Annotated in this window: 14 protein-coding genes and 1 pseudogene; 1 reads left to right on the top strand and 14 read right to left on the bottom strand. The window is 67.1% G+C overall.

The window, feature by feature from the left end; genetic code table 11:
* The 14 genes and pseudogenes from B1790_RS25750 to glf form a co-directional block, all read right to left on the bottom strand.
* Window positions 1-194 (bottom strand): annotated as a pseudogene (locus B1790_RS25750) (HNH endonuclease); the annotation flags it as partial.
* A 98-nt stretch (window positions 195-292) separates the two neighbouring features.
* The gene (locus B1790_RS25745) at window positions 293-1,873 is read right to left on the bottom strand and encodes an acyl-CoA carboxylase subunit beta (protein WP_079926116.1); all 1,581 of its coding nucleotides are present in this window, start codon (window positions 1,871-1,873) and stop codon (window positions 293-295) included.
* A complete protein-coding gene (pks13, locus tag B1790_RS25740) occupies window positions 1,870-7,245 on the bottom strand; it encodes a polyketide synthase Pks13 (RefSeq protein WP_142271504.1) in 5,376 nt (1,791 codons plus the stop codon). Before pks13 ends, B1790_RS25745 begins: the two co-directional genes overlap by 4 nt.
* A gap of 49 nt (window positions 7,246-7,294) precedes the next feature.
* Complete coding sequence (gene fadD32, locus B1790_RS25735) at window positions 7,295-9,184, bottom strand: long-chain-fatty-acid--AMP ligase FadD32 (RefSeq protein ID WP_079926114.1); 1,890 nt, start codon at window positions 9,182-9,184, stop codon at window positions 7,295-7,297.
* A gap of 192 nt (window positions 9,185-9,376) precedes the next feature.
* Complete coding sequence (locus B1790_RS25730) at window positions 9,377-10,390, bottom strand: cutinase family protein (protein ID WP_079926113.1); 1,014 nt, start codon at window positions 10,388-10,390, stop codon at window positions 9,377-9,379.
* 16 nt (window positions 10,391-10,406) lie between these two features.
* Complete coding sequence (locus tag B1790_RS25725; RefSeq protein ID WP_233165314.1) at window positions 10,407-10,799, bottom strand: DUF732 domain-containing protein; 393 nt, start codon at window positions 10,797-10,799, stop codon at window positions 10,407-10,409.
* 139 nt (window positions 10,800-10,938) lie between these two features.
* Entirely contained in the window at window positions 10,939-11,829 is an 891-nt protein-coding gene (locus B1790_RS25720) for an alpha/beta hydrolase-fold protein (protein ID WP_079926139.1), read from the bottom strand.
* A 129-nt stretch (window positions 11,830-11,958) separates the two neighbouring features.
* Window positions 11,959-12,948 carry an esterase family protein gene (locus B1790_RS25715; RefSeq protein WP_079926111.1) on the bottom strand — a complete coding sequence of 330 codons (990 nt, stop codon included), beginning with the start codon at window positions 12,946-12,948 and terminating at the stop codon, window positions 11,959-11,961.
* A gap of 117 nt (window positions 12,949-13,065) precedes the next feature.
* Window positions 13,066-14,070, bottom strand: coding sequence for an alpha/beta hydrolase family protein (locus B1790_RS25710; RefSeq protein WP_079926110.1), 1,005 nt, complete (start codon window positions 14,068-14,070; stop codon window positions 13,066-13,068).
* Between the two features lie 49 nt (window positions 14,071-14,119).
* The gene (zomB, locus tag B1790_RS25705; protein ID WP_233165313.1) at window positions 14,120-16,111 is read right to left on the bottom strand and encodes a flagellar motor control protein ZomB; all 1,992 of its coding nucleotides are present in this window, start codon (window positions 16,109-16,111) and stop codon (window positions 14,120-14,122) included.
* Between the two features lie 10 nt (window positions 16,112-16,121).
* Window positions 16,122-17,036 carry a decaprenyl-phosphate phosphoribosyltransferase gene (locus B1790_RS25700; protein ID WP_079926109.1) on the bottom strand — a complete coding sequence of 305 codons (915 nt, stop codon included), beginning with the start codon at window positions 17,034-17,036 and terminating at the stop codon, window positions 16,122-16,124.
* The gene (locus B1790_RS25695) at window positions 17,033-17,563 is read right to left on the bottom strand and encodes a phosphatase PAP2 family protein (RefSeq protein WP_079926108.1); all 531 of its coding nucleotides are present in this window, start codon (window positions 17,561-17,563) and stop codon (window positions 17,033-17,035) included. The genes B1790_RS25700 and B1790_RS25695 overlap by 4 nt, the downstream gene beginning before the upstream one ends.
* Window positions 17,560-19,512, bottom strand: coding sequence for a glycosyltransferase (locus tag B1790_RS25690; RefSeq protein ID WP_079926107.1), 1,953 nt, complete (start codon window positions 19,510-19,512; stop codon window positions 17,560-17,562). The genes B1790_RS25695 and B1790_RS25690 overlap by 4 nt, the downstream gene beginning before the upstream one ends.
* A gap of 2 nt (window positions 19,513-19,514) precedes the next feature.
* Entirely contained in the window at window positions 19,515-20,753 is a 1,239-nt protein-coding gene (glf, locus tag B1790_RS25685; RefSeq protein ID WP_079926106.1) for a UDP-galactopyranose mutase, read from the bottom strand.
* A gap of 213 nt (window positions 20,754-20,966) precedes the next feature.
* Between glf and B1790_RS25680 the strand changes: the two genes are divergently transcribed.
* Window positions 20,967-21,851 (top strand): hypothetical protein, encoded by an 885-nt coding sequence (locus B1790_RS25680; protein WP_079926105.1) that lies wholly within the window; start codon window positions 20,967-20,969, stop codon window positions 21,849-21,851.
* Window positions 21,852-21,990: the final 139 nt, after the last annotated feature.

Genomic DNA, 21,990 nt, shown 5'->3' with positions numbered 1-21,990 from the left:
GCGGCGACGGCATCCCAGGTGTCGGTGCACCACAGCTCCCGCTCACCGGACCCGTCGGCGGCATGGGCGGTCGCGAACATGTCGGCCATCGCCGCGACGCGGCGAGCGCAGGCCGCGGACTCCACCCGCGACCACGACTCCACCGCGGAGACACCCGACGTGCCAGCCGCGGAGGTGGCCAATGACTCGAACATGCATTCGAATCTACTCGGGTCCACCGACGCGCAACAGCCCCAACGAGGGACCTGTGGATAACTCGGAATGTGCCGGTGGCGCAGGCTAATCCGACGAACTACAGCGGCGTCAGACCATGCTTGCGAAGCACCTTGTTGCGGTTCTGCTTGTCCCTCAACAACTTCATCGACTTGCGCAGCAACAGCCGAGTCTCGTGCGGTTCGATGACGCCGTCGATGTAGCCACGCTCGGCCGCGATCCATGGCGTCGCGAGGTTCAGGTTGTACCCCTCGATGAAGTCCGCGCGAATCTTCTGCACCTCTGGCGAGGTCGGGTCGGGGAAGCGCTTCACCAGCAGCTGCGCCGCACCCTCGGCGCCGATCACCGCGATGCGCGCGGTGGGCCAGGCGAAGTTCAGGTCGGCGGACAACTGCTTCGAGCCCATCACCGCGTACCCACCGCCGTAGGCCTTGCGAATCACGAAGGTCACCTTCGGCACGTCGGCTTCCACGATGGCGTTGAAGAAGCGGCCGCCGCGCTTGATGATGCCGCCCTTCTCCTCCTCGAGGCCCGGCATGGCGCCGGGGGTGTCGACGACGAAGACCAGCGGAAGGTTGAACGAGTCGCAGAACCGAATGAAGCTGGCCGCCTTGTCGGAGGCTTCGTTGCCAACGGCGCCGGCGTTGACCATCGGCTGGTTGGCGATCACCCCGACCGGGTGGCCGTCGACCCGCGCGAACGCGGTGATCATGGACGGGCTTCGCTGCTCGGCGATCTCGAAGACGTCACCGTCGTCGAAGATTCGCAGCAGGATCTCGTGCATGTCGTAGGCCTGGTTGTCCGAATCGGGGACGATCGTGTCGAGCTCCAGGTCCGACGGCGTGAGCTCGGGCTCGAGCCCGGGGTTCACGATCGGCACGTTGTCGAAGTGGTTGGGCGGCAGGAAGCTGAGGTAGTCGCGCACGTACTGGTACGCCGCGCTCTCGGACTCGACCACCTTGTGGATGTTGCCGCGCTGCGCCTGGACGTCGGCGCCGCCCAGCTCGTCGAAGGTGACGTCCTCACCGGTGACGTCCTTGATCACGTCGGGACCGGTGATGAACATGTAGCCCTGGTCGCGGACGGCGACGATCAGATCGGTCTGAATGGGCGAATAGACCGCGCCGCCAGCACATTTGCCGAAGATGAGAGAGATCTCGGGAACCAGGCCACGCAGCATCTCGTGCCGCCGGCCCAGCTCGGCGTACCACGCCAACGACGTCGCCGCGTCCTGGATGCGGGCGCCACCGGAGTCGTTGATGCCGATGATCGGGCAGCCGACCATGGCCACCCACTCCATCAGCCTGGCCACCTTGCGGCCGAACATCTCCCCGACCGAACCCTGGAACACCGTCTGGTCGTGACTGAACACGCCAACCGGGCGGCCGTCGATGGTGCCGTGGCCGGTCACCACACCGTCGCCGTAGAAGGCGTTGGGGTCACCGGGGGTGCGAGCCAGTGCGCCAATCTCCAGGAAGCTGCCCGGGTCGAGCAGTTCGTAGATCCGCGCGCGGGCGCTTGGAATGCCCTTCTTGTCGCGACGGGCCTTCGCCTTCTCGTCACCCGGATCCTTGGCGAGCTCCAACCGCTCACGGAGCTCGGCCAACTTCTCGGCCGTGGTGTGGGCTCTGCTGGCGACGGGGGCCGCTTCCTGGGTCACTTCTGCTCGCTCTCGATGCGGTTGATCGCCTCACTCATGTGCGCGCCGACCTTCGCAATGTACGGCTCGTCGATCGCCTGAATGTGCTCGCCCCCGATGTGTACGACCTCAAGATCGGAAGCGAACTCACCCCACCCGCCGTCGGGCTGACGCGTGGAGTAGGCGGGCTCGAAGGTGATGGCGTCGTCGTGATAGCGATCGGCCATGTACAGCGTGACGTGCCCGTCGTACGGCTTGACGTCCGCGACGTCCAGCGCACGCTGATCCAGGTACGACGTCCTCTGGTGCTCGATGATGCCACCGGGGATCTGCACGCCGGAGTCCTTGACCGCGTTGAGGACGAACTCGACCTGACCGGCGTCGTCGAGGCTCTCGAGCTCCTCGTAGGGAATCGCCGGAATCTGCACGTTGAACGTCTTCTCGGCGAACTTCGCGTAGCGGTCCCAGCGTGCCCTGGTCCCTTCGGTCGAGGTGTCGATCGGCACACCCGGTCGCACGCAGTCGATCAGGCCGACGAACCGTACGTCGGCGCCGGCTTCCTTCAGCCCGAGCGCGCAGGCGTAGGACAGCGCCCCGCCCAGCGACCAGCCCGCCAGGATGAACGGCTTGCCGGTCTTTCCGTCGGTCCAGCCGTTGAGCTCCAACAGCTTCGGGACGTACTGGGCGGCCCGCTCCTCGATGGTGCCCTCGACTCGCTCCAACCCGATCATCGGCGTGCCCGCGGGCAGCCGCTTGAGCAGCGGTTCGTAGACCACCGTCGAGCCACCGGCCGCGTGGAAGACGAAGACGGGAACGTCGCTCTCGTGCTCGGCCTTGCGGATGGTCCTGACGAAGCCGTCCAACTCACCGGCTTCGAGGAACTCGCGCACCGTCGAGGACAACTCCTCGATGGTCTGCGCCCTCTTGACGTCGTCGGCGGTGATCGTTCCCTCCGCCCGCTCCGACAGACGTTGCGCCATCTTCTGCGCTTCCTCGTCGGTCAGCTCGCGCAGCGAGTTGAAGATGCCGCCGGGCGACTTGCCGGTGACGATCGCCCACGTCGCAAACGTCACGCGCTCGGCAGCGTCACGCGGTGGGACGTCGGAGTTCAAAGCCTCCGAGATCGCCTGCTGGTTGAGCACCTGTGCCGCACCAGCCAGGTTCGGCGTCTTCGCCGGGGCCGACGGTCCGGCCGGATTGGTCGGTGGTGGCGGCGGGGGCGGGACGATGCCCGCGGTCTCGATGGGCGCGGTCTCGACGGGGGCGGTCTCGACGGGGGCCGCCGCCGGCGCTTCTGCCTCGGCGGCCTTCTTGGTGAGCATCTCCTCGAGCTCGGCCACCGTGGTGGCTCCACCCATCAGCTCGGCCTGTGCCGCGGCGATCTCCTCGTCGGTCTGCGTCTTCTGCACCTCGGCGAGCTGATCCACCTCGTCGCGGTGCTCGATCGCGTATTCGATCAGCTTCTCGACGGCGTACAGGTTGGCGTCGCGCACCGCGGTCAGCTGAATCGGCGGCAGGTCGAAGTCGTACTCGACGCGGTTCTTGATCCGGACCGCCATCAACGAGTCCAGCCCCAGCTCGATGAGCGGCACCTCCCACGGCAGATCCTCGGGCTCGTAGCCCATGGCGCTGCCGACGATGGTGCCGAGCCGCTCGGAGATCGACTCCCCCGACTCGGGTGACCACTTGGCAAAGCCGGCTGCCAGACCCGCACCGGCGGTGAGGTTGTCCTGCAGGATCGCGGCGTCATCCTCGGGCTCTTCCTCGACCGGAGCCTGCGCGGCAACGGCCACCTCGGAGACCGCGGCGCCAACGGCGGTCGGCAACGCGGTCGCCTGACCTGCGCGCGTCACGATCGCGTCGTAGACCAGGGCGAAGGACGACTCGGCCCCGTTGTCGAAGCGGGCGTGCACCTGCACCGTCGCACCACCGGGATGACGGGTCAGCGTCGTCACCAACCGTGCGTCGTCGGCCGGTACCGCGCGCTGCTCGAAGGCCGTCAGCTTGGCGTCCGGAAGCACCTGCGCGGCAGCGCTTTTCACCAGCGCGGCCAGGTCGGTCGCCGCCCGCGGGGAGTACTCCCACACGTGACGACCGTCGGGCATGGCGACGTGGTTGCCCGGCATCAGGTTGGAGCTGTCACCGGTGAACCGGACGTCGAGCCAATGCGGCTTGCGCTTGAACCGCGTCGGCGGGATGGCGGCATATTCGCCGCGGGAGAACAGGGTGCGGAAGTCAAGATCGTGACCATGGGTGAACAGCTGGGCCATGGCCGTCGTCATCGAGTCGACTTCGTCCTGCTTGCGGGCCAGCGTCGCGACGAGCTGCGCGTCGTGCAGACCCGCCGACGCCGTCGTCAGCCCAACCTGCATGAGCGCGACGGGATTTGGCGCCAGCTCGAGGAAGGTGGTGTGCCCGTTGTCGACCGCGTTGCGGATGCCGTGGGTGAAGTAGACGCTGTGCCGCAGTCCCTTCTTCCAGTAGTCGACGTCGTGGATGGGCTCGGCGCCCGCGCGGACCAGCTGGCCTTCGTGGACGGTGGAGTAGTACGCCGTCTGCAGCGGATGCGGCTCGATGCCCGTGATCTCCGCCGAGAGCTCACCGAGCAGCGGGTCCATCTGCTGAGTGTGGCTGGCGCCCTTGGTCTGGAACTTGCGTGCAAACTTGCCCTCGGACTCCGCGCGCAAAATGATCGCGTCGATCTGCTCGGGCGGTCCGCCGATAACGGTCTGCGTCGGCGCCGCGTATACGCACACCTCGAGGTCGGGGTAATCGGAGAAGACCGTCTTGATCTCGTCGGCGGAGTACTCGACGAGCGCCATCAGGCGGATGTACTCGCCGAACAGCATCGCCTCGCCCTCACCCATCAGGTGGGCCCGCGAGCAGATGGTACGGGTGGCGTCCTCCAGCGACAGACCGCCGGAGAAGTAGGCCGCGGCCGCCTCACCGAGCGACTGTCCTACGAGCGCACCGGGTTTCGCGCCGTGCGCCTTCAGCAGCTCACCGAGTGCGATCTGGATGGCGAAGATGACCGTCTGGACCACTTCGATGGGGTAGTCGCAAGTCTCATCGGTGTAGTCGATTGCGTCGTCGAGGATCAGCTCGACGATCGAGTAACCGCGCTCGTCCTGAATCAGGGCGTCGACCTTGTTGATCCACTCGGCGAAGATCTCGTCGCGCAGATACAGGCTCTTGCCCATCTTGCGGTGCTGAGCACCGAATCCGGCGAGCACCCAGACGGGTCCAGTGGTGGCGGGACCGTCGGCGGCGAGCACCAGTGGCGACTGCTTGCCCTCGGCCAGCGCGCGCAGTCCCTTGACTGCCTCGTCGTGGTCGTGGGCGAGAACCACTGCGCGCGAACGCCCGTGGTTACGCCGCGACAGCGAGCGTCCGATCGACTCCAGCGACGACGCCCGGCCTTCTGCACTGTCGATCCAGTCGGCCAGCTCGGCGGCGGTGGACCGCTTGCGCGACGTCAGAAATCCCGAAACCGCAAGCGGCACAATCGGTGTCGTTGCCTCGGCGGCGTCGAGCTCCTCGCGCGCCACCTCGAGCAGGCGCAGTGCCTCGTCGGTCAAGCCGGGCAGCTCGGGCTCGGCGCCCTCAAGGCTTGCGGTAGCGGCGAATTCGTCGTCGTCATCGTCGAGGATGTCGCCGTACTCGTCGACCCGCACCCCGCCGACGTAGACCGCGTTGGCCTCGTCGATCGCCGGCGTCACCACGGTCAGGTCGGGAGCCGGTTCCGGCTCGACGAGGTCGGACGGCAGCACCTCGCGCAACACCAGGTGCGCGTTGGCGCCACCGAAGCCGAAGCCCGAGACACCGGCGATCGCATGACCGCTGTACCGCGGCCAGTCGGTCACGGTGTCGTTGACCTTGAGATGGATCTTGTCGAAGTCGATGTAGGGGTTTGGGCCGGTGTAGTTGATCGACGGGGGCAGCTTGTCGTTGCGCAGCGACAGCGCCACCTTGGCAAGGCTGGCCGCGCCCGCGGCCGACTCCAGGTGTCCCAGATTGGATTTCACCGCACCAAGCAGAGCGGGCTTGTCGGCGACGCGACCCTTGCCGACCACCCGGCCAAGCGCGTCCGCCTCGATCGGGTCACCGAGGATGGTGCCCGTTCCGTGAGCTTCGACGTAGTCGACGGTGCGCGGGTCGATGCCCGCGTCCTTGTAGGCCTTGCGCAGCACGTCGGCCTGGGCGTCGGGGTTGGGCGCCAACAGTCCGTTGGAGCGGCCGTCGTGGTTGACCGCGCTGCCTGCGATCACCGCGATGATGTCGTCACCGTCGCGGCGGGCATCGGCGACGCGCTTGAGCACCAGCATGCCGCCGCCCTCGGAGCGGGCGTAGCCGTTGGCGTCCTGTGAGAACGACTTGCACCGACCGTCCGGCGCCAGCACCCCGCCGACCTCGTCGAAGCCGAGGGTAACCATCGGGGTGATCATCGCGTTGACGCCACCTGCGACCACCACGTCGACGTCGCCCGCACGCAGCGCCTTGACGCCCTCGTGCACGGCCACCAACGACGACGAGCACGCGGTGTCGATGGACATCGACGGACCACGGAAGTCGTAGAAGTACGACACCCGGTTCGCGACGATCGAGCTGGCGGTGCCGGTGATGGCGTACGGGTGAGCGGCGGTGGGATCGGCGATGCTCAAGAACGTGTAGTCGTTGTTCGAGCTGCCGACGTAGACGCCGACGCTCTCACCGCGCAGGCTGGACGCCGGAATCCTCGCGTGCTCCAACGCTTCCCACGTCAGCTCGAGGGCCATCCGCTGCTGCGGATCGATGTTGTCGGCCTCCATCTTCGACAGGGCGAAGAACTCGGAGTCGAAGCCCTTGATGTCGGAGAGGTAGCCCCCGCGGGTGTGCGCCTTGGCGACGCGCTCGGCGATCCTCGGCTCGGAGAGGAACTCCTCCCACCGGCCCGGGGGCAGGTCGGAACTGGAATCCTTGCCCTCGAGCAGCGCCGACCACATCACGTCGGGCGTGTTCAGGTCACCGGGGAACCTGGTGCCGATGCCCACGATCGCAATATCGTCGAGTTCCTTGGTCCGAGACCAGTCGAAGTCGTCGTCGACTGGGGTTTCGTCTTCGGGATCGCCCTCGACGATGACGGTCGCCAACGACTCGATCGTGGGATTGCGGAACAGGACGGTCGCGGTCAGCGTGACACCGGTGTGGTCCTCGATGTCACTGGCCAGCGCGACCGCATCGCGCGACGAGAGGCCAAGCTCGACCATCGGCGCGGACTCGTCGATGCGATCCGCGGGCTGCCCGGTCGCCTCGGCGATCCAGTTGCGCAGGAACTCCCGTAGCTCGGCGACCGTCTTGTCGGTCCGTGCCGGCTTCTCGGCGGGCGATGGCGAATTGTCTTCGGATTCAGTCATATTCACAGTCACTTTCGCCGAGGTGCGGCCTGGTGGACCGACGAACGCGTCAGTCGGTCTGGTCGGGGAAGTCGTTCGCGGTCTTGCCGCTGCGCAGGCTGCCGTCGAGGTAGGCCGACCGGCAGGCCCGCCGCCCGATCTTGCCGCTCGAAGTGCGCGGAATGGCGCCGGCCGGCGTCAGCAGCACGTCGCGCACCGTCACGCCGTGACGGACGGCGATCGCGGCACGGATCTCGTCGGCCACCGGCTCCAAGTCCATCTTGTTGGCGCCGGCGGCGCGCTCGGCGACGATGACGAGTTGTTCGGAGGAGTCGCTGGGATCGCGCTTGAGACCCGCGTGCGCGTTCTCGAACACGACGTCGGGCAGTTGGTTGGCGGGCACCGAGAACGCCGCGACGAAGCCGGTCCGCAGCGCCTTGCTGGCCTCTTGCGCCGAGTACTCGAGGTCCTGCGGATAGTGATTGCGACCGTCGACGATGACCAGGTCCTTGACGCGGCCGGTGATGTAGATGTCGCCCTCGTAGAAGGCGCCGTAGTCGCCGGTGTTGACCCAGGTGGCGTCGTCGGGCGCGCCCTCGGCGTGCGAGGAGGGAATCCGGGACTTGAGGATGTTCTGGAACGTGGCGATGGTCTGCTCGGGCTTGCCCCAGTAGCCGGTGCCCATGTTCTGCCCGCTGATCCAGATCTCGCCGATCTGCCCGTCGGGCAGTTCGGAAGCGGACTCGGCGTCGACGATGACGGCCCATTCGGAAATGCCCACCTTGCCGGCGGACGCCTGCGCGACGGCCGACGGCGCGTCCTCGGCGACCTCGACGAAGCGGTAGGAGTTGAGCTGCTCACGGTCGACGTAGACGATCTTCGGCGGCTCGTCGGTGGCGGTGGTCGACACGAACAGCGTGGCCTCGGCCAGCCCGTAGGACGGCTTGAGCGCCTTCGGGTTGAAGCCGAACGGCTCGAACGCCTCGTTGAACCGGCGCACGGTGGCCGCCGAGATCGGTTCGCTGCCGTTGAGCACGGCCTTGACGTTCGACAGGTCAAGCGGCGGTTCGCCGTCCTTGGGGACGCCGCGGGCGGCCGCGTGATCGAAGGCGAAGTTCGGCGCGACGGAGATGACACCGCCGGTGTCGTCGTCCTTGCGGGCCATCTCGCGGATCCAGCGACCGGGCCTGCGGACGAACGCCGCCGGCGTCATGAAGGTGATGTAGTGACCGACGACGGGCGGGATCATCGCGGTGATGAGACCCATGTCGTGGAAGAACGGCAGCCAGGTGACGCCGCGGTCACCCTCGTCGCCGCCGATGCCCTCGATGACCTGGACGATGTTGGTGGCCAGGTTGAGGTGGGTGATCTGCACGCCGGTGGGGACACGGGTCGATCCGGACGTGTACTGCAGGTAGGCGATGGTGTCGTGGGTGACGTCCTCTTGCACCCAGGTGGCGCCGACCTCGTCGGGCACGGCGTCCACGGCGATGACGCGGGGCCGCTCCTTGGCGGGCCGGGTGCGGAAGAACTTTCGTACGCCCTCGGCCGAGTCGGTGGTGGTCAAAATCGCGGTGGGCTGGCAGTCGTCGAGGACGGCGTGCAGGCGGCCGACGTGTCCTGGTTCGGACGGGTCGAACAGGGGGACGGCGATACGGCCCGCGTAGAGGACGCCGAAGAAGCCGATCAGGTAGTCCAGGTTCTGCGGGCACAGGATGGCAACGCGATCACCCGGCTGGGTGACCTGCTGGAGCCGGGCGCCGACCGCCTTGTTGCGGGCACTGAAGTCGGTCCAACTCAGATTCTTCGCGACACCATCGCGCTCGGTGGAGAAGTCGATGAACTGGTAGGCGAGGTTGTCGCCGCGCACCTTGGCCCACTTCTCGACGTGCCGGACCAGGTTGCCGTTGTCGGGAAACCTGATGATGCCGTTCTTCAAGAACGGGTTGTGGAATCCCATGTCACTCCTCTGTCGACGCTGCCCCTGCCGAAGCGAACCGGCCGAGGCCAAACCTCAAGATCATATCGGTGGGCAGGCGTTTGCCTTGGGACCCACTCTGTAACCAACCCGCCGGGTTTCAGGGACGGGTGGTCTTACTTTTCTCTTAATGTTAGGTGAGCTTGCGGCAGAGGCCAAATCCCCGTGCGCAGCTCACCCGTGTTTCGGGTGGGGTGCGTTGTCGACCAGACCCCTCGCCCACGCCTGAGTCCACTGCGTCGCCGTTTGCCCGTCCAGCACCCAGAAGTCCGGCGTGTTGTACATGGCGTGGACGGGGCCCGCGGCTCCACCGCTGAGAACCTCGAGCGTCTTGGGCAGGTTGACGATCGAGAACGCGCCCTCGGGCGCCGAGCAGATCAAGTCGCCGGTGCCGCAGATCTGATTCGTGCGGTCGTTGAGCGAGCCGAATCCACCTGGCCGCGGGCCTGACATCGTCAGACCGAGGGCAGACAGGGTGGGCACTTCCTGCAGCGTGATCTCCGCGCCCTGGCCGGGCGGGTTGGGGCCGATGTCCTGCCCGACGCCCGGCTCCCGGCGCCCGTCCGCGATGAGCGTCACGCCGAGCACCAGATCGGCGTCGACTGGGCCCCGACCGTTGCCGATGTCGCTGGCGAGGTCACCGGCGATGACGGCACCCTGGGAGAATCCGACGATCACGTAACTGGTCAGCGGGCACCGGTTGTTCATGTCCGTCAGCGCCTTGATCGCGGCCTTGGTGCCCTCGGCACGGCTGTCGTTGTAGGACATCTGCTTGTCGGCCGCGAACGGATTGTGGAACTGGGCGGTGTACGGAACCGTGTACGTCTCCACCCGATCCGCGCCGAACGCCTCCCGAATGGGATTGGTGACGTTGAGCAGCAGCGCGATGGGGAACTGCGTCGGGTTGGCGGGATCGAGCTGCGGCGACGATTCCCAGGTCCCCGGAATCGACAGCACCATGACGTCGGCGCAGCTGGCGTCCTGGAACTCCGGCCGCGGCTTGGAACCCGGCGTCGTCGGGATGCCCGGGGACGGTTGAGCCGTCGGCGGCGTCGCGCTGGGCGGCGAATCCGGCGCCCGCATCAGGATCCAAAGCCCGACGACGACGAGACCGACCAGCACCGCCACCGACGCGGCCGCTACGAGAGCGAGGAGCCGGTGACGCTTGCGTTGGCGATTGGTAGCCATGAAGTGGGGAGGTCTCCTACTGGCAGAGGGTTTCGGTGGCGATGCGAATGTAGTCGGACGTCTCGGAGTTGGCCTGACCGGCCGGTGGCGCCACCGACTCGCCATAGGAATCCCTGACGTCGCCGCGCACCATCGGCAGGACGAAGTCCCAGACCTCCTGGTCGCTCTGCCTGGCCGCCTTCGCCTGGCACACGCAGGAGCCGATGTTCAACGCGGCCAGCTCGCTCGACGGGTTGAGGCCGGCCTCGGACAGGGCGTCGAGGAACTCTCGCTGGGTCGGGGTGACCATCAACACGGGCTCCTCCCCCGGCTCGACGGCCGGCGGTTGGGCGAAGGCCTGCGCGCTGCTGCCGGAGGCGGTGGTTTCCGCCGGCTGCATTCCCATGGTTGCCATGACGTCGTCACCCATGCCGCAACCACTGACCACGAGTGCCGCGCAGGCCATGGCCGCGCTTGCCGTTCGGGGTCCGCCTAGATGCACGCCTCCAAGGTACCGGCTCGAATGAGCGGGCCCGGGAAACGTTTGCCAGATGTGATCTGCGGTGCGCCTAGCGGATCGCGGCGGACAGGTCGCCCGACAGTGCGGCGAGCTGCGGCGCCCAGCTGCCCCAATCGTGCTGGCCCGAGGTCGGGAAGTCGAAGTGACCGTTGTGCCCACCGACGGCCCGGTAGTGCTGGTAGAACGTGCGGTTGCTGCCGGCAGTCTGGTCGCAGACGCCGATCATGGCCGCCGGGTCACTGCAGTCCGTCGTGCCGGGGCTGTACACCCACAGCCGAGTGTTGTTGGCATTCAACAGGTTCACGTGAACGTCGGGATCGTGCCACTTCCAGCGACCGAGCTGGGCGGCACCCCACATGGCTTGGGTGTTGACGCCACCGAAGCTGGCGAGCCCTGCGGTGATGGCGCCGTTGTATGCCGTCTGGGACGGCGTCAGGAACCCCGAAAGCGAGCCCGCATAGCGGAACCGATCCGGGTGGAACGCGGCAAGCGCCATGGCGGCGTAACCGCCCTGGGCCGCACCGACGACGCCGTGCCCGCTCGGGGCCAGACCCTTGTTTGCGGCCAGCCAGTCCGGCAGCTCCTGGGAAAGAAAGGTGTCCCACTGCTTGCTGCCGTCGGCTTCCCAGTTCGTGTACATGCTCCAGGCACCGCCTGCGGGCGCGGCAACGGAGATGCCGGTGCCCGCCAGGGTGCTCATCGCGTTGCCCGCCGTGACCCAGTTACTGGTGTCCGGGGCGGCGTTGAAGGCGTCCAACAGGAACACGGCGTGCGGACCACCGGCCTGAAAGGCGACCGGGATGTCGCGGCCCATCGCCGCCGACGGAACCATCAGGTATTCGACGCCCTCGGCCTTCGCGGTGTGGGGGCTCGCCAGCCACAACCCGACGGCCAGCGTCAGCGCGCACATCGTCTTGAACAGTGTCGAGAGCAGCCTCATACCCATGTCACCAATCTGTTGATTCGCGTTGTAGTGAACCACATCACGGCGACGGGCCGCGCCGTAAACGAGTGACGGCGGCGACCCCCGAAGGGATCGCCGCCGCCAATCGATCTGTTTTGCTAGCGCCTAGGAGACGGGCGTCGGAACGGCGTTCAGAACGCGCTGGACGTCCGGCTTCATCGCCTGCAGCTGCTGTCCCCAGTACGGCCAATCGTGCGTGCCGGCCTCGGGGAAGTTGAACACGCCGTTGTTGCCACCGGCGGCCAAGTAGTTCTGCTGGAATGTCTTGTTGGTGCGGAGCGTGAAGCTCTCGAGGAACTTGGCGGGCAAGTTGTTGCCGCCAAGGCCGCTCGGGGTGCCGTCGCCACAGTAGATCCAGATGCGCGTGCCGTTGCCGACGAGCGTGGCCATGTTGACCATCGGATCGTTGTACTTCCACGCCGGGTCGGTCTCGGCCGGACCCCACATGTCGTCGGCCTTGTAGCCGCCGGCGTCACCCATCGAGGTGTTGACCAGACCGGGCCACCAGCCCTCGGAGAGGTTCAGGAAGCCGGACAGCGACGCCGCGTACTGGAACTGCTGCGGGTGGTGGATCGACAGCGTCAGCGCCGCCGAACCGGCCATCGACAGGCCGATCGCCGCGGTACGGGTGGAGTCGACGCCCTTGTTGGCGGACAGGTATGCGGGGAGCTCCTGGGTGAGGAACGTCTCCCACTTGTAGGTCTGGCAGACGCCGGTCTTCTTGCTGCAGGCCGGCTTGTACCAGTCGCTGTAGAAGCTGGACTGACCGCCGACGGGCATCACCATCGACAAGCCCGAGCCGTTGTACCACTCGAAGGCGGCGGTGTTGATGTCCCAGCCGTTGAAGTCGTCCTGCGCACGCAGACCGTCGAGCATGTACATCGACGGTGAGTTGGGTCCACCACTCTGGAACTGGACCTTGATGTCACGGCCCATGCCCGCGGACGGAACCATCAGGTATTCGACCGGCAGTCCCGGCCTTGAGAACGCTCCCGCTGTCGCCGAGCCTCCGACGACGCCGACCAGTCCCGACAGCGTTCCAGCTGCCAGGGCCGCAACCGCAGCGCGGCGCGCCATCTTCCCTACGAAACTCATGCTTGTATAGATCCTTTTCGTTTGAATGCCGCACGACAGACCCGCTGCGTGCCGCTGTAGTCAACCACACACGAGAGCGAAAACTCTCTCTCGCACGTGTCTTGCCTGGTCACCCTCTCAACCATTGAGCGTGGCAATCAGGTCGGGCTTCAGGGCCTGCAACTGCTGGCCCCAGTAAGCCCACGAGTGGTTTCCCTCGTTCGGGAAGACGAACGTGGCATTGCTGCCACCAGCCTTGGCGTACCTCTCCTGGAACCTCTTGTTGCTGTTGACGGCGAGCGATTCCAAGCTGTTGGCGTTGAACGACTGCCCGGGGTCGACGCTCTCGTCGAGCGGACCTCCACCGGGCGCGCAATAGATCCACAACCGCGTGCGGTTGGCGACGATGCGGTCCACTTGAAGGACGGGATCGTTGCGCTTCCACGCCGAATCCCACGGCGGACCCCACATGTCGTCGACGTTGTATCCGCCCGCGTCGAGCATCGCCACCCGGATGGCCTGTTTCATGAAGGGCGTCGACGGGTTGAGGAACCCCGACAGCGAGGCGGCATAACTGAATTGGGCGGGGTGGTACGCCGAGAGGATCAGTCCGGCGCCGCCTGCCATCGACAGCCCGACGACGGCGTTGCCCGTCGGCGAGACCTGCTTGGCCGACGCGAGGTAGGAGGGAAGCTCCCGGGTCAGGAACGTCTCCCACTTATAGGTATAGGTCTGTTTGTTGAAGCTGGACGGCGAGTACCAGTCGCTGTAGAAGCTGGACTGGCCGCCGACGGGCATGACGACGTCGACTCCCGACTGGTCGAACCACTCGAAGGCGGGCGTGTTGACGTCCCAGCCGTTGAAGTCGTCCTGAGCGCGGAGGCCGTCGAGGAGGTACACCGCCTTGCTCGGTGCGGGATCCGGGACAGGCGCCGGCGCAGATCCGGACTGGTACTGAACGCGGATGTTTCGGCCCATCGCAGCCGAGTAGACGTCGAGATACTCGACGGGCAGTCCCTCCCTGGAGAAGGCCGACGCCGTCGGAGTTGAACCCACGAGGTCACCCGTCGCCACGAGGGCGGGCAACGCCAACGCCGCGACGAACGCCTGCAATACGCGGCGAAGTCCCGGTCTGATCCACATCGGTCTGTGTATCGGCTTGCCAGGACGGGCCGTTACACGCCGGTGTGGGTCACGGCCCCGCGGCGGGCATGCCGGTGTACGGCGGCACCTTGGGCGGCGGCGGTTCGAGCCCGCATCGCGCCAGTTCGTACCTGGGGACGCGGTCGATCCGATACTTGGTGAACGTCCACGCGTTGACGACGTTCGAGGCGAACCGCTTGAGCCCCAGCGGACCGCGCACCGACGTCAGCATCGCGTCGGTCTCGGGGCACGTGAGCGCGACCTTCGCCTGCGCCACCCAGTCCTCGTCGAGGTAGGGCGGGATGTAGGGCCGCATCGGCAGGAACGGCCCCTCGGCGACCGCCCAATCGGGGAACAGGTTCTTGTCGTGCCCGATGCGCGCGTCGTCGAGACGCGCCGTGTGGGCGGCCAAGGGGTTGGCCAGCCCGATCTGGTCGATGACCCGGACGTCGAGACCGACGTTCATGCCGAGCATCCCCAGGTTGGTGAAGAACACGGTGTGCGGTCCGCGACGCTCCTTCTCGGTCAGCGGCGGCTCACCGGGCGGTGGGGGCGGCTTCGGGATCGCGGGCACCACGTCCCACTGGTCGTAATTGCCCGACGGCAGCAGCAGCGCGCCCTCCGGGGTGTTGTCGATGGCCGCGATGACGGCGCGCATCCTCGGGTAGTCGAGATAGTCGGCGGCCGTCAGCGGATGCGCGTGCCCCGTCGCCTGGGCGTAGAAGCGACGTTCGTCGACGATGCCGGAGTAGGTCACCTTGGTCGCGTCGCTACCAAGACCCGGTGAGTTCGCCGCCCACAGCGACCACCCGACGATCGCCAACCAGAACACCGACGACGCGCCCGCCAGCAGGTAACCAGGCCCCTGGACCGCGCGCATCCCCGAGGGCAGCACGATCGGGATCACCGACACCGGCGCGAGCAGGCAGAACAGCGGGGTCAGCAACACCCGGCCGTGCATGAAGTCGCCGCCCTGGCGGACCCAGTAGACCGCCTGGACCAGACCACTGCCCGCCATGAATACGACTACCGCAGTGGGGCTTTGGACCACACCCGTCCACCGGCCGCGGGTGCGGGTGCGGGTGGCCGGTCCGCGCTTGCGCCACAGCAGGCTGCGGACCCCGAGCAGCAGCAGGCCAAGGCCCCCAAGCAGCACCAGTGGGATCCACAGCAGATACGGATGGTTGAAGTTGGTGAGGTAGACGAAGCCCTGGGACCACTTGGAGCCCGACGCGTCCTTCGCGACGGCGGTCCCAGGCACCAGCAGCCCGTAGTAGCCCATCCGGAACACCTGGTACAGCACGGGAAGCAGGCCGCCCGCGACGACGATGAGCACCCGCCGGCGCCAGCCGTGTGCCGCGACGAGCATCATCACGAGCGCGATTCCGCCGATCAACGCGAGCTCTGGTCTGACCAGCACGCTGAGTCCCGCGACGAAGGCCAACGCCGCCTCGAAGACCCGCCCCGTCGCGTTGCCGCCGGCCTCGTTCGGTGCCGGCGGATTGATCCTCGGCGCCTGGGACCAGCAGACCATCATCCACCAGAGCAGGCCGAGATAGGCCAGTACCAAACCGTTTTCGAGCCCGGAGGTGGCGAAGTCGCGGGCCGGCGGGATCGCGATGTACACGATCGCCCCTGCGGGTAGGAGAAGTGCGTGCCTGCCGCGCAGGCCGGGAGCGTAGAGCCGGCCGGTGCCGAGCATCACGAACACGATGCCGGCGACGCTGAGCACCAGCGTCAGGGTCAGCACCACGTACTCGAGCTGAAGTGGGCCGCCGATCCAGGCGGCGAAGGTGACGAGGTAGGTCCACACCGTCGACGTGTTGGCCTCGACGCGCTCGCCGGCGTTGAAGACCGGGCCGTTGCCCGCCAACAGGTTCCGCACGGTGCGCAGGACGATCAGGCCGTCGTCGGCGATCCACCTGCGCTGCCATGCGCCCCACGCGAACAGGACCCCGACCACCACGACGCTGAACCAGAGGCTGATTCGGACCGTTGGGGTGAAGCGGAAGGCTGGCCAGCGCGCCAGCCAGCCCGCCAAGTCGGGCCCTTTAGCTGAAGTAGGCCGCTGCACAGACGCTTCCGATCCATGCCACGGCAAGCAGCTGAAGCACCCGGTCGCGCAGCGCGATGTCCTCCGGCTCGCCTGCGAGGCCGCCGTCGACGTCGACGGCATAGCGCAGGATCGCGATGGTGAACGGGATCATCGACACGGCGTACAGGGAGCCGCCCGCCGTGCGGTCACGCTCGAACGCCCACAGGCCGTAGCAGAGCACGACCGCGGTGGCCGACAGGGTCCAGACGAAACGGAGGTAGGTGCTGGTGTACCGCTCCAGCGACTTTCGGATCTTGGCGCCGGTGCGCTCGGCGAGCTGCAGTTCGGCGTAGCGCTTGCCCGCCGCCATGAACAGCGAACCGAACGCCATGACGAGCAGGAACCACTGCGACAGTGGGATGTTGGCCGCGACGCCGCCCGCGATGGCCCGGATGAGGAACCCCGACGACACGATGCAGATGTCGAGCACGGCTTGGTGTTTGAGACCGAAGCAGTAGGCCATCTGCACCGCGATGTAGATGCCCATCACCAATGCCAGGTTCGGCGAGACGTACCAGGACAGCGCCATCGAGACGAGGCCGAGCACGACGGCAAGGCCGAAGGCCAGCGGCACGGGGACCACGCCTGCGGCGATCGGGCGGTTGCGCTTGGTGGGATGCGCGCGGTCGGCCTCGACGTCGCGGGCGTCGTTGACCAGGTAGACGCACGACGCTGCGAGGCTGAACGCGACGAACGCGATCAGGACGTGAACGCCGTCGTCGAAGCCGAATCGGACGTCGCGACCCAGCGCTGCCACCGGGGCGGCGAGCACCAGCAGGTTCTTCACCCATTGGCGTGGCCGGACCGCCTTGACCAGCCCGGCGGCGAGGCTCTTCGGCGGGCCTGCCACCGGGGGAGCTTCCTCACTCATGCGTGCTCACCTGTTTCCTTCCGGTCTGCAACCGCGCCGACCGCCTTGGCGACGACAGCGCCGACTGCCACTCCCGTGAGCACGTCCGTCGGATAGTGCACGCCAAGCACCAAGCGGGACAACGCCATCGGCGGCACCACCAGCAGAGGCAACCGAACCCCCGACGCCCTGGCCAACAAGATCGCCGCGGCGGTGGTCGACGTGGCGTGGGCCGACGGGAAGCTCAGGCGACTCGGTGTCGAGACGTTGACGGCGATCGACGGGTGGTGCGGACGCTCCCGCTTGACCACCCTCTTGATGACGACGGCGGCGGCATGGGCGAGGAACGCGCCGACCCCGGCCGTCAGCCAGGCTCGCCGGCGCTTCGGCTGCAGCAGCGCCCCGAGGACGGCCACCCCGATCCAGCCCGCGCTGTGTTCGCCGAAGTGCGACAGCGCGCGAGCGCCGGGGAGGACGCCGGGGCGTCCGGCGAGGGTCGACTGCACGGCGACCAGCGCCGCGTCCTCGCCCCGCAGGGTGTCGGTCACCGGGACACTTCCGCGGGAGCCTTCGCAGCGGGCAACAACACCGTCTCCCACTTCTGCGTGCTGGTCAGCTCGGGCAGCGCGCCGCGGTACACCTTGCGCATCCTGTTGAACTTGCGGAGCAACAAGCCTTGCCGCTTCAGGGATTCGCGGAGCAGGTCGAACATCTTCGCCCGGTCGCGCTGGCGGTACACGACGCCACGGCCGTCGGCGGTGGTGACGGTGACGCCGTCGACGCGCGACAGCGAGAACCAGCGCGCGTCCTGCGTGGCGACGTTGATCTGGGGCCGGACGTGGTGCTGCGGATCGTGGGCCTTCAACTGGTGGAGCACGCCGCGCGTGAGACGTACCGCGATCGCGAGCGGGCTGACGGGGATCTGAACCTTCTTGCGCCACCGCTTGTCCGATGGCGTCGGCAGCGAGGTCGCGCTCGGCAGCACCACGGCGTCGGGGAATTCGGTGCGCATCTTGCGCACCGCGGGCAGTGCCGACTCCAGGATGGAGAAGATGTGTTCCGGACCGGCGAGGAAGTCGTCCATCGCCTTGTTCTGAATCGCAACCGTCGAATACTCAAGGCAGAGAAGGTGTTTGATGGTGGCCTTCAAGTGGCTGGCGACGAGGCCGGCGATGCTGCCGTCCCAGTGCATGGCGGCCACCACCAACCGGTTGCGCAGGTGGAAGTACGCCTGCCAGTCGATGGCGTCGTCCTTGTCACTCCACGCCATGTGCCAGATGGCCGCGCCGGGCAACGTCACCGTGGGGTAGCCGTGCTCGCCGGCGCGCAGGCCGTATTCGCAGTCGTCCCACTTGATGAACAGGGGCAGCGGCTGACCGAGTTCCTCGGCGACCGACCGCGGGATCATGCACATCCACCAGCCGTTGAAGTCGACGTCGATGCGGCGGTGCAGGAGCTTGCTGCGGTACTCCTCTTCCGCGGCAAGCGGATACTTCGCGAAGTTGTGGTCGTACTCCGTGTTCACGGCGTTGGTCCACATGAAGTCCGCCTGGCCGACCATCTCGCCCATCACGTGCAGGTGCGACGGCTCCTGCAGGTTGAGCATCTGACCGCCGACGAGCGTCGGGACCTTCGAGAAGCGGTTGAACGCGAGCGCCCGCAGGATCGAGTCGGGCTCGATGCGGATGTCGTCGTCCATGAACAGAATCTGTTCACAGTCGGTGTTCTTCAGCGCCTCGTACATCACCCGGCTGTATCCGCCGGAACCGCCGAGGTTGGGCTGGTCGTGGATCCTCAGCCGGTCGCCAAGGGCCGCGGCCGCTTCGGCGAAGCCGGGATGGTCGACGGCCTTGTTGGTGCCCTGGTCGGTGACGATCACCGCCGAGATCACCTCGTCGACCAGCGGATCGGACGTCAGGGTCGCCAGTGCGCTGACGCAGTCCGACGGGCGGTTGAAGGTGGGGATGCCAATGGCGACGTTGGCCCGGCTTGGCGCGGGTTGCGGTGCGTACCACCCCGCGCTGTGCACCGTCACGTTGCTGTCGGTGGTGATGTCGAACCAAATCCAGCCACCGTCTTCGAAGGCGTCCAATCCGATTTCGAACTCGGCGACGGCACTGGTGTCGGCGTCGACGCTCGACACGGCACTGCCGCCCACCGTGATTCGAGCTCCGGTGGCCTTCGAGCGGTAGACGTCGACCCGGGCGCTGCCGGTCAGTTCGACGCGCAGCACCACCGAGTCGAGGATCGACCACCGTCGCCAGTAACTGGCTGGGAAGGCGTTGAAGTAGGTCGCGAACGACACTTCGGACTCCGTGCCGATCTCGAGCGTGGTGCGTGTGCGGGCGTGCGCGCGACGCGCGTTGGTGGTCGATTCTTCGATGTAGAGCTTGCGCACGTCCAGCGGTTCACCGGGGCGGGGCAAGATGATGCGCGACAGCAGGCTGACCGCCTTGGACTGTCCGGTGTCGAGCGCGCCCGACGGAGTGTCATTCATGCTCAACTGCTTTCTTGATCATCTGCGGTCGACAACGCACCGCCGTCGCGCAGATGCGGCGCCAGCGTGTTGTCGTACATGTTCAGCGCACTGGCGATCGCCATGTGCATGTCGAGATACTGGTACGTGCCGAGCCGTCCGCCGAACAGGACCTTCTCCGACGCCGTCTCGGCGCGGGCCAGCTCGCGGTAGGCCGTGACCATCGCCCGGTCCTCGGGGGTGTTGATCGGGTAATAGGGCTCGTCGTCGTCCTTGGCGAACCGACCGTATTCACGCATGATCACGGTCTTGTCGGTCGGATAGGTCCGCTCGGGGTGGAAGTGCCGGAACTCGTGGATCCGGGTGTACGGCACGTCGGCGTCGTTGTAGTTCATGACGGGCGTGCCCTGAAAGTCACCGGTGTCGAGGACGTCGGTCTCGAAGTCGAGGGTGCGCCAACCGAGGCGACCGGCCGAATAGTCGAAGTAACGGTCCAGCGGGCCCGTGTAGACGACGGGGGCGTCGGGGTTGGCCGCGCGCAGTTCGTCGCGGACGTCGAACCAGTCGGTGTCCAGCCGGACCTCGATCCGGTCGTCGGCGGCCATGTTCTCCAGCCACGCGGTGTAGCCGTCGACCGGCAAGCCCTCGTACGTGTCGTTGAAGTAGCGGTTGTCGAAGGTGTACCGCACCGGCAGGCGGGTGATGTTGCTGGCCGGCAGGTTCGTCGGATCGGTCTCCCACTGCTTGGCCGTGTAGTGCTTCACGAACGCCTCGTAGAGCGGGCGCCCGATCAGGCTGATCGCCTTCTCCTCGAAGTTCTGCGCGGTCTTGCTGTCGAATTCGGCCGCCTGTTCGGCGATCAGCGCGCGGGCCTCGTCAGGGGTGAAGTACTTGCCGAAGAACTGCGACACCAGGCCGAGTCCCATCGGGAATTGGTAGGACTGGCCGGCGTGCATGGCGTAGACGCGGTGCTGGTAGCCGGTGAATTCGGTGAACTGCCGCACGTAGTCCCACACCCGCTGATTGGAGGTGTGGAAGAGGTGGGCGCCGTACTTGTGGATCTCGATGCCGGTCTGCGGCTCGGGTTCCGAGTAGGCGTTGCCGCCGATGTGCGGCCGTCGGTCGAGCACGAGAACGCGCTTGTCGAGTTGGGTGGCCGCGCGCTCGGCGATCGTCAGCCCGAAGAATCCGGAGCCGACGATTATGAGGTCAAAGCTGCCGGTGGGCTGGGGCGCAGCGACCCGGGAGGTAGGAGCTGTCATCGGCAGCAAGGGTATCCGACGCATGCGTCGTGACCCGAATGCGTGCTCGGCCGGTCGCGTAGCCGCGGCAGGTCGCAATTCGCTCACGATTGCGCATCGTCACTCTAGACACACCAGTCACAGCCGTACCATCGAACGCGTTCCATAAGAACGCCCGCAGTCCATCTACACGGTCCAAGAAGCCACGGTCCGAGAAAACACGAGGAGACTTCCGTGCCTAACCGTCGTCGACGCAAGCTCTCGACAGCCATGAGCGCAGTCGCCGCCCTGGCCGTTGCAAGTCCAGTTGCAGTTGTCGCACTGTCCGACATGTCCACCACCAACGCCGCAGCGCCGCAGCACCGCGAGTTCGTCCAGGCAGCGCTCGTCACCGACCTGCCCAACGAGCTGCTCGGAGCCCTGTCCCAGGGGCTCTCCCAGTTCGGCGTCAACCTGCCGAGCGGCATCCTGGGCGGCGGCGCACCTTCGGCGGCGACGCTGACCAGCCCGGGGCTCACCGCGCCCGGCCTGACGGCACCTGGTCTCACGGCACCCGGTCTCACGGCACCCGGCCTGACCGCGCCCGGGCTGACGACGCCGGGTCTCACGACCCCCGGCCTCACGACGCCTGGGCTCACCACGCCTGGCCTGACGACCCCGGGTCTCACCACCCCGGGTCTGACGACGCCTGGTCTCACCACCCCGGGACTCACGACGCCGGGGTTGACTGATGCCGGCCTGACCAATCCCGCCCTGACCAGCCCCACCGCAACGGTGCCGGGACTGACCACACCGGCGGCCAACACCGGACTCGGCCTCGGGGTTCCCGGCGCCGGCGAGGTGCCGATCGCCTCGCCGATCGGCCTGGACCCGACCTCGGGCACCTACCCGATCCTCGGTGGCGACCCCTCGCTCGGCCTCGGCGTTCCCGCGGCCAGCAGCGGAGGCGGCGGATTGCTCGGTGACATCAACAGCGCCGCGGACTCCCTCGGTGCCGGCCAGGCGATCGACCTGCTCAAGGGCATGGTCATGCCCATGATCACCGGAGCCATCCAGAAGAGCGCGGCGGCGGCCATCCCCGCCGCAGCGGCAGCACCGGCGGCAGTTCCCGCCGCCTAGTTCTTGCGACGAAACGGCACCGCAGAAGCCATCGGGATCCCCCGGGGAGCTCTGCGGTGCCGTTGCGCGCGAGATGTATCCCCGGGCACGCCGTGTCGAAACACTGGTAACACCTGACACATACGTAACATCGGTCCGT

The sequence above is a fragment of the Mycobacterium sp. AT1 genome, from assembly GCF_002043095.1.
Taxonomy (GTDB): Bacteria; Actinomycetota; Actinomycetes; order Mycobacteriales; family Mycobacteriaceae; genus Mycobacterium.
This window is presented reverse-complemented; position numbering and strand designations above follow the sequence as displayed.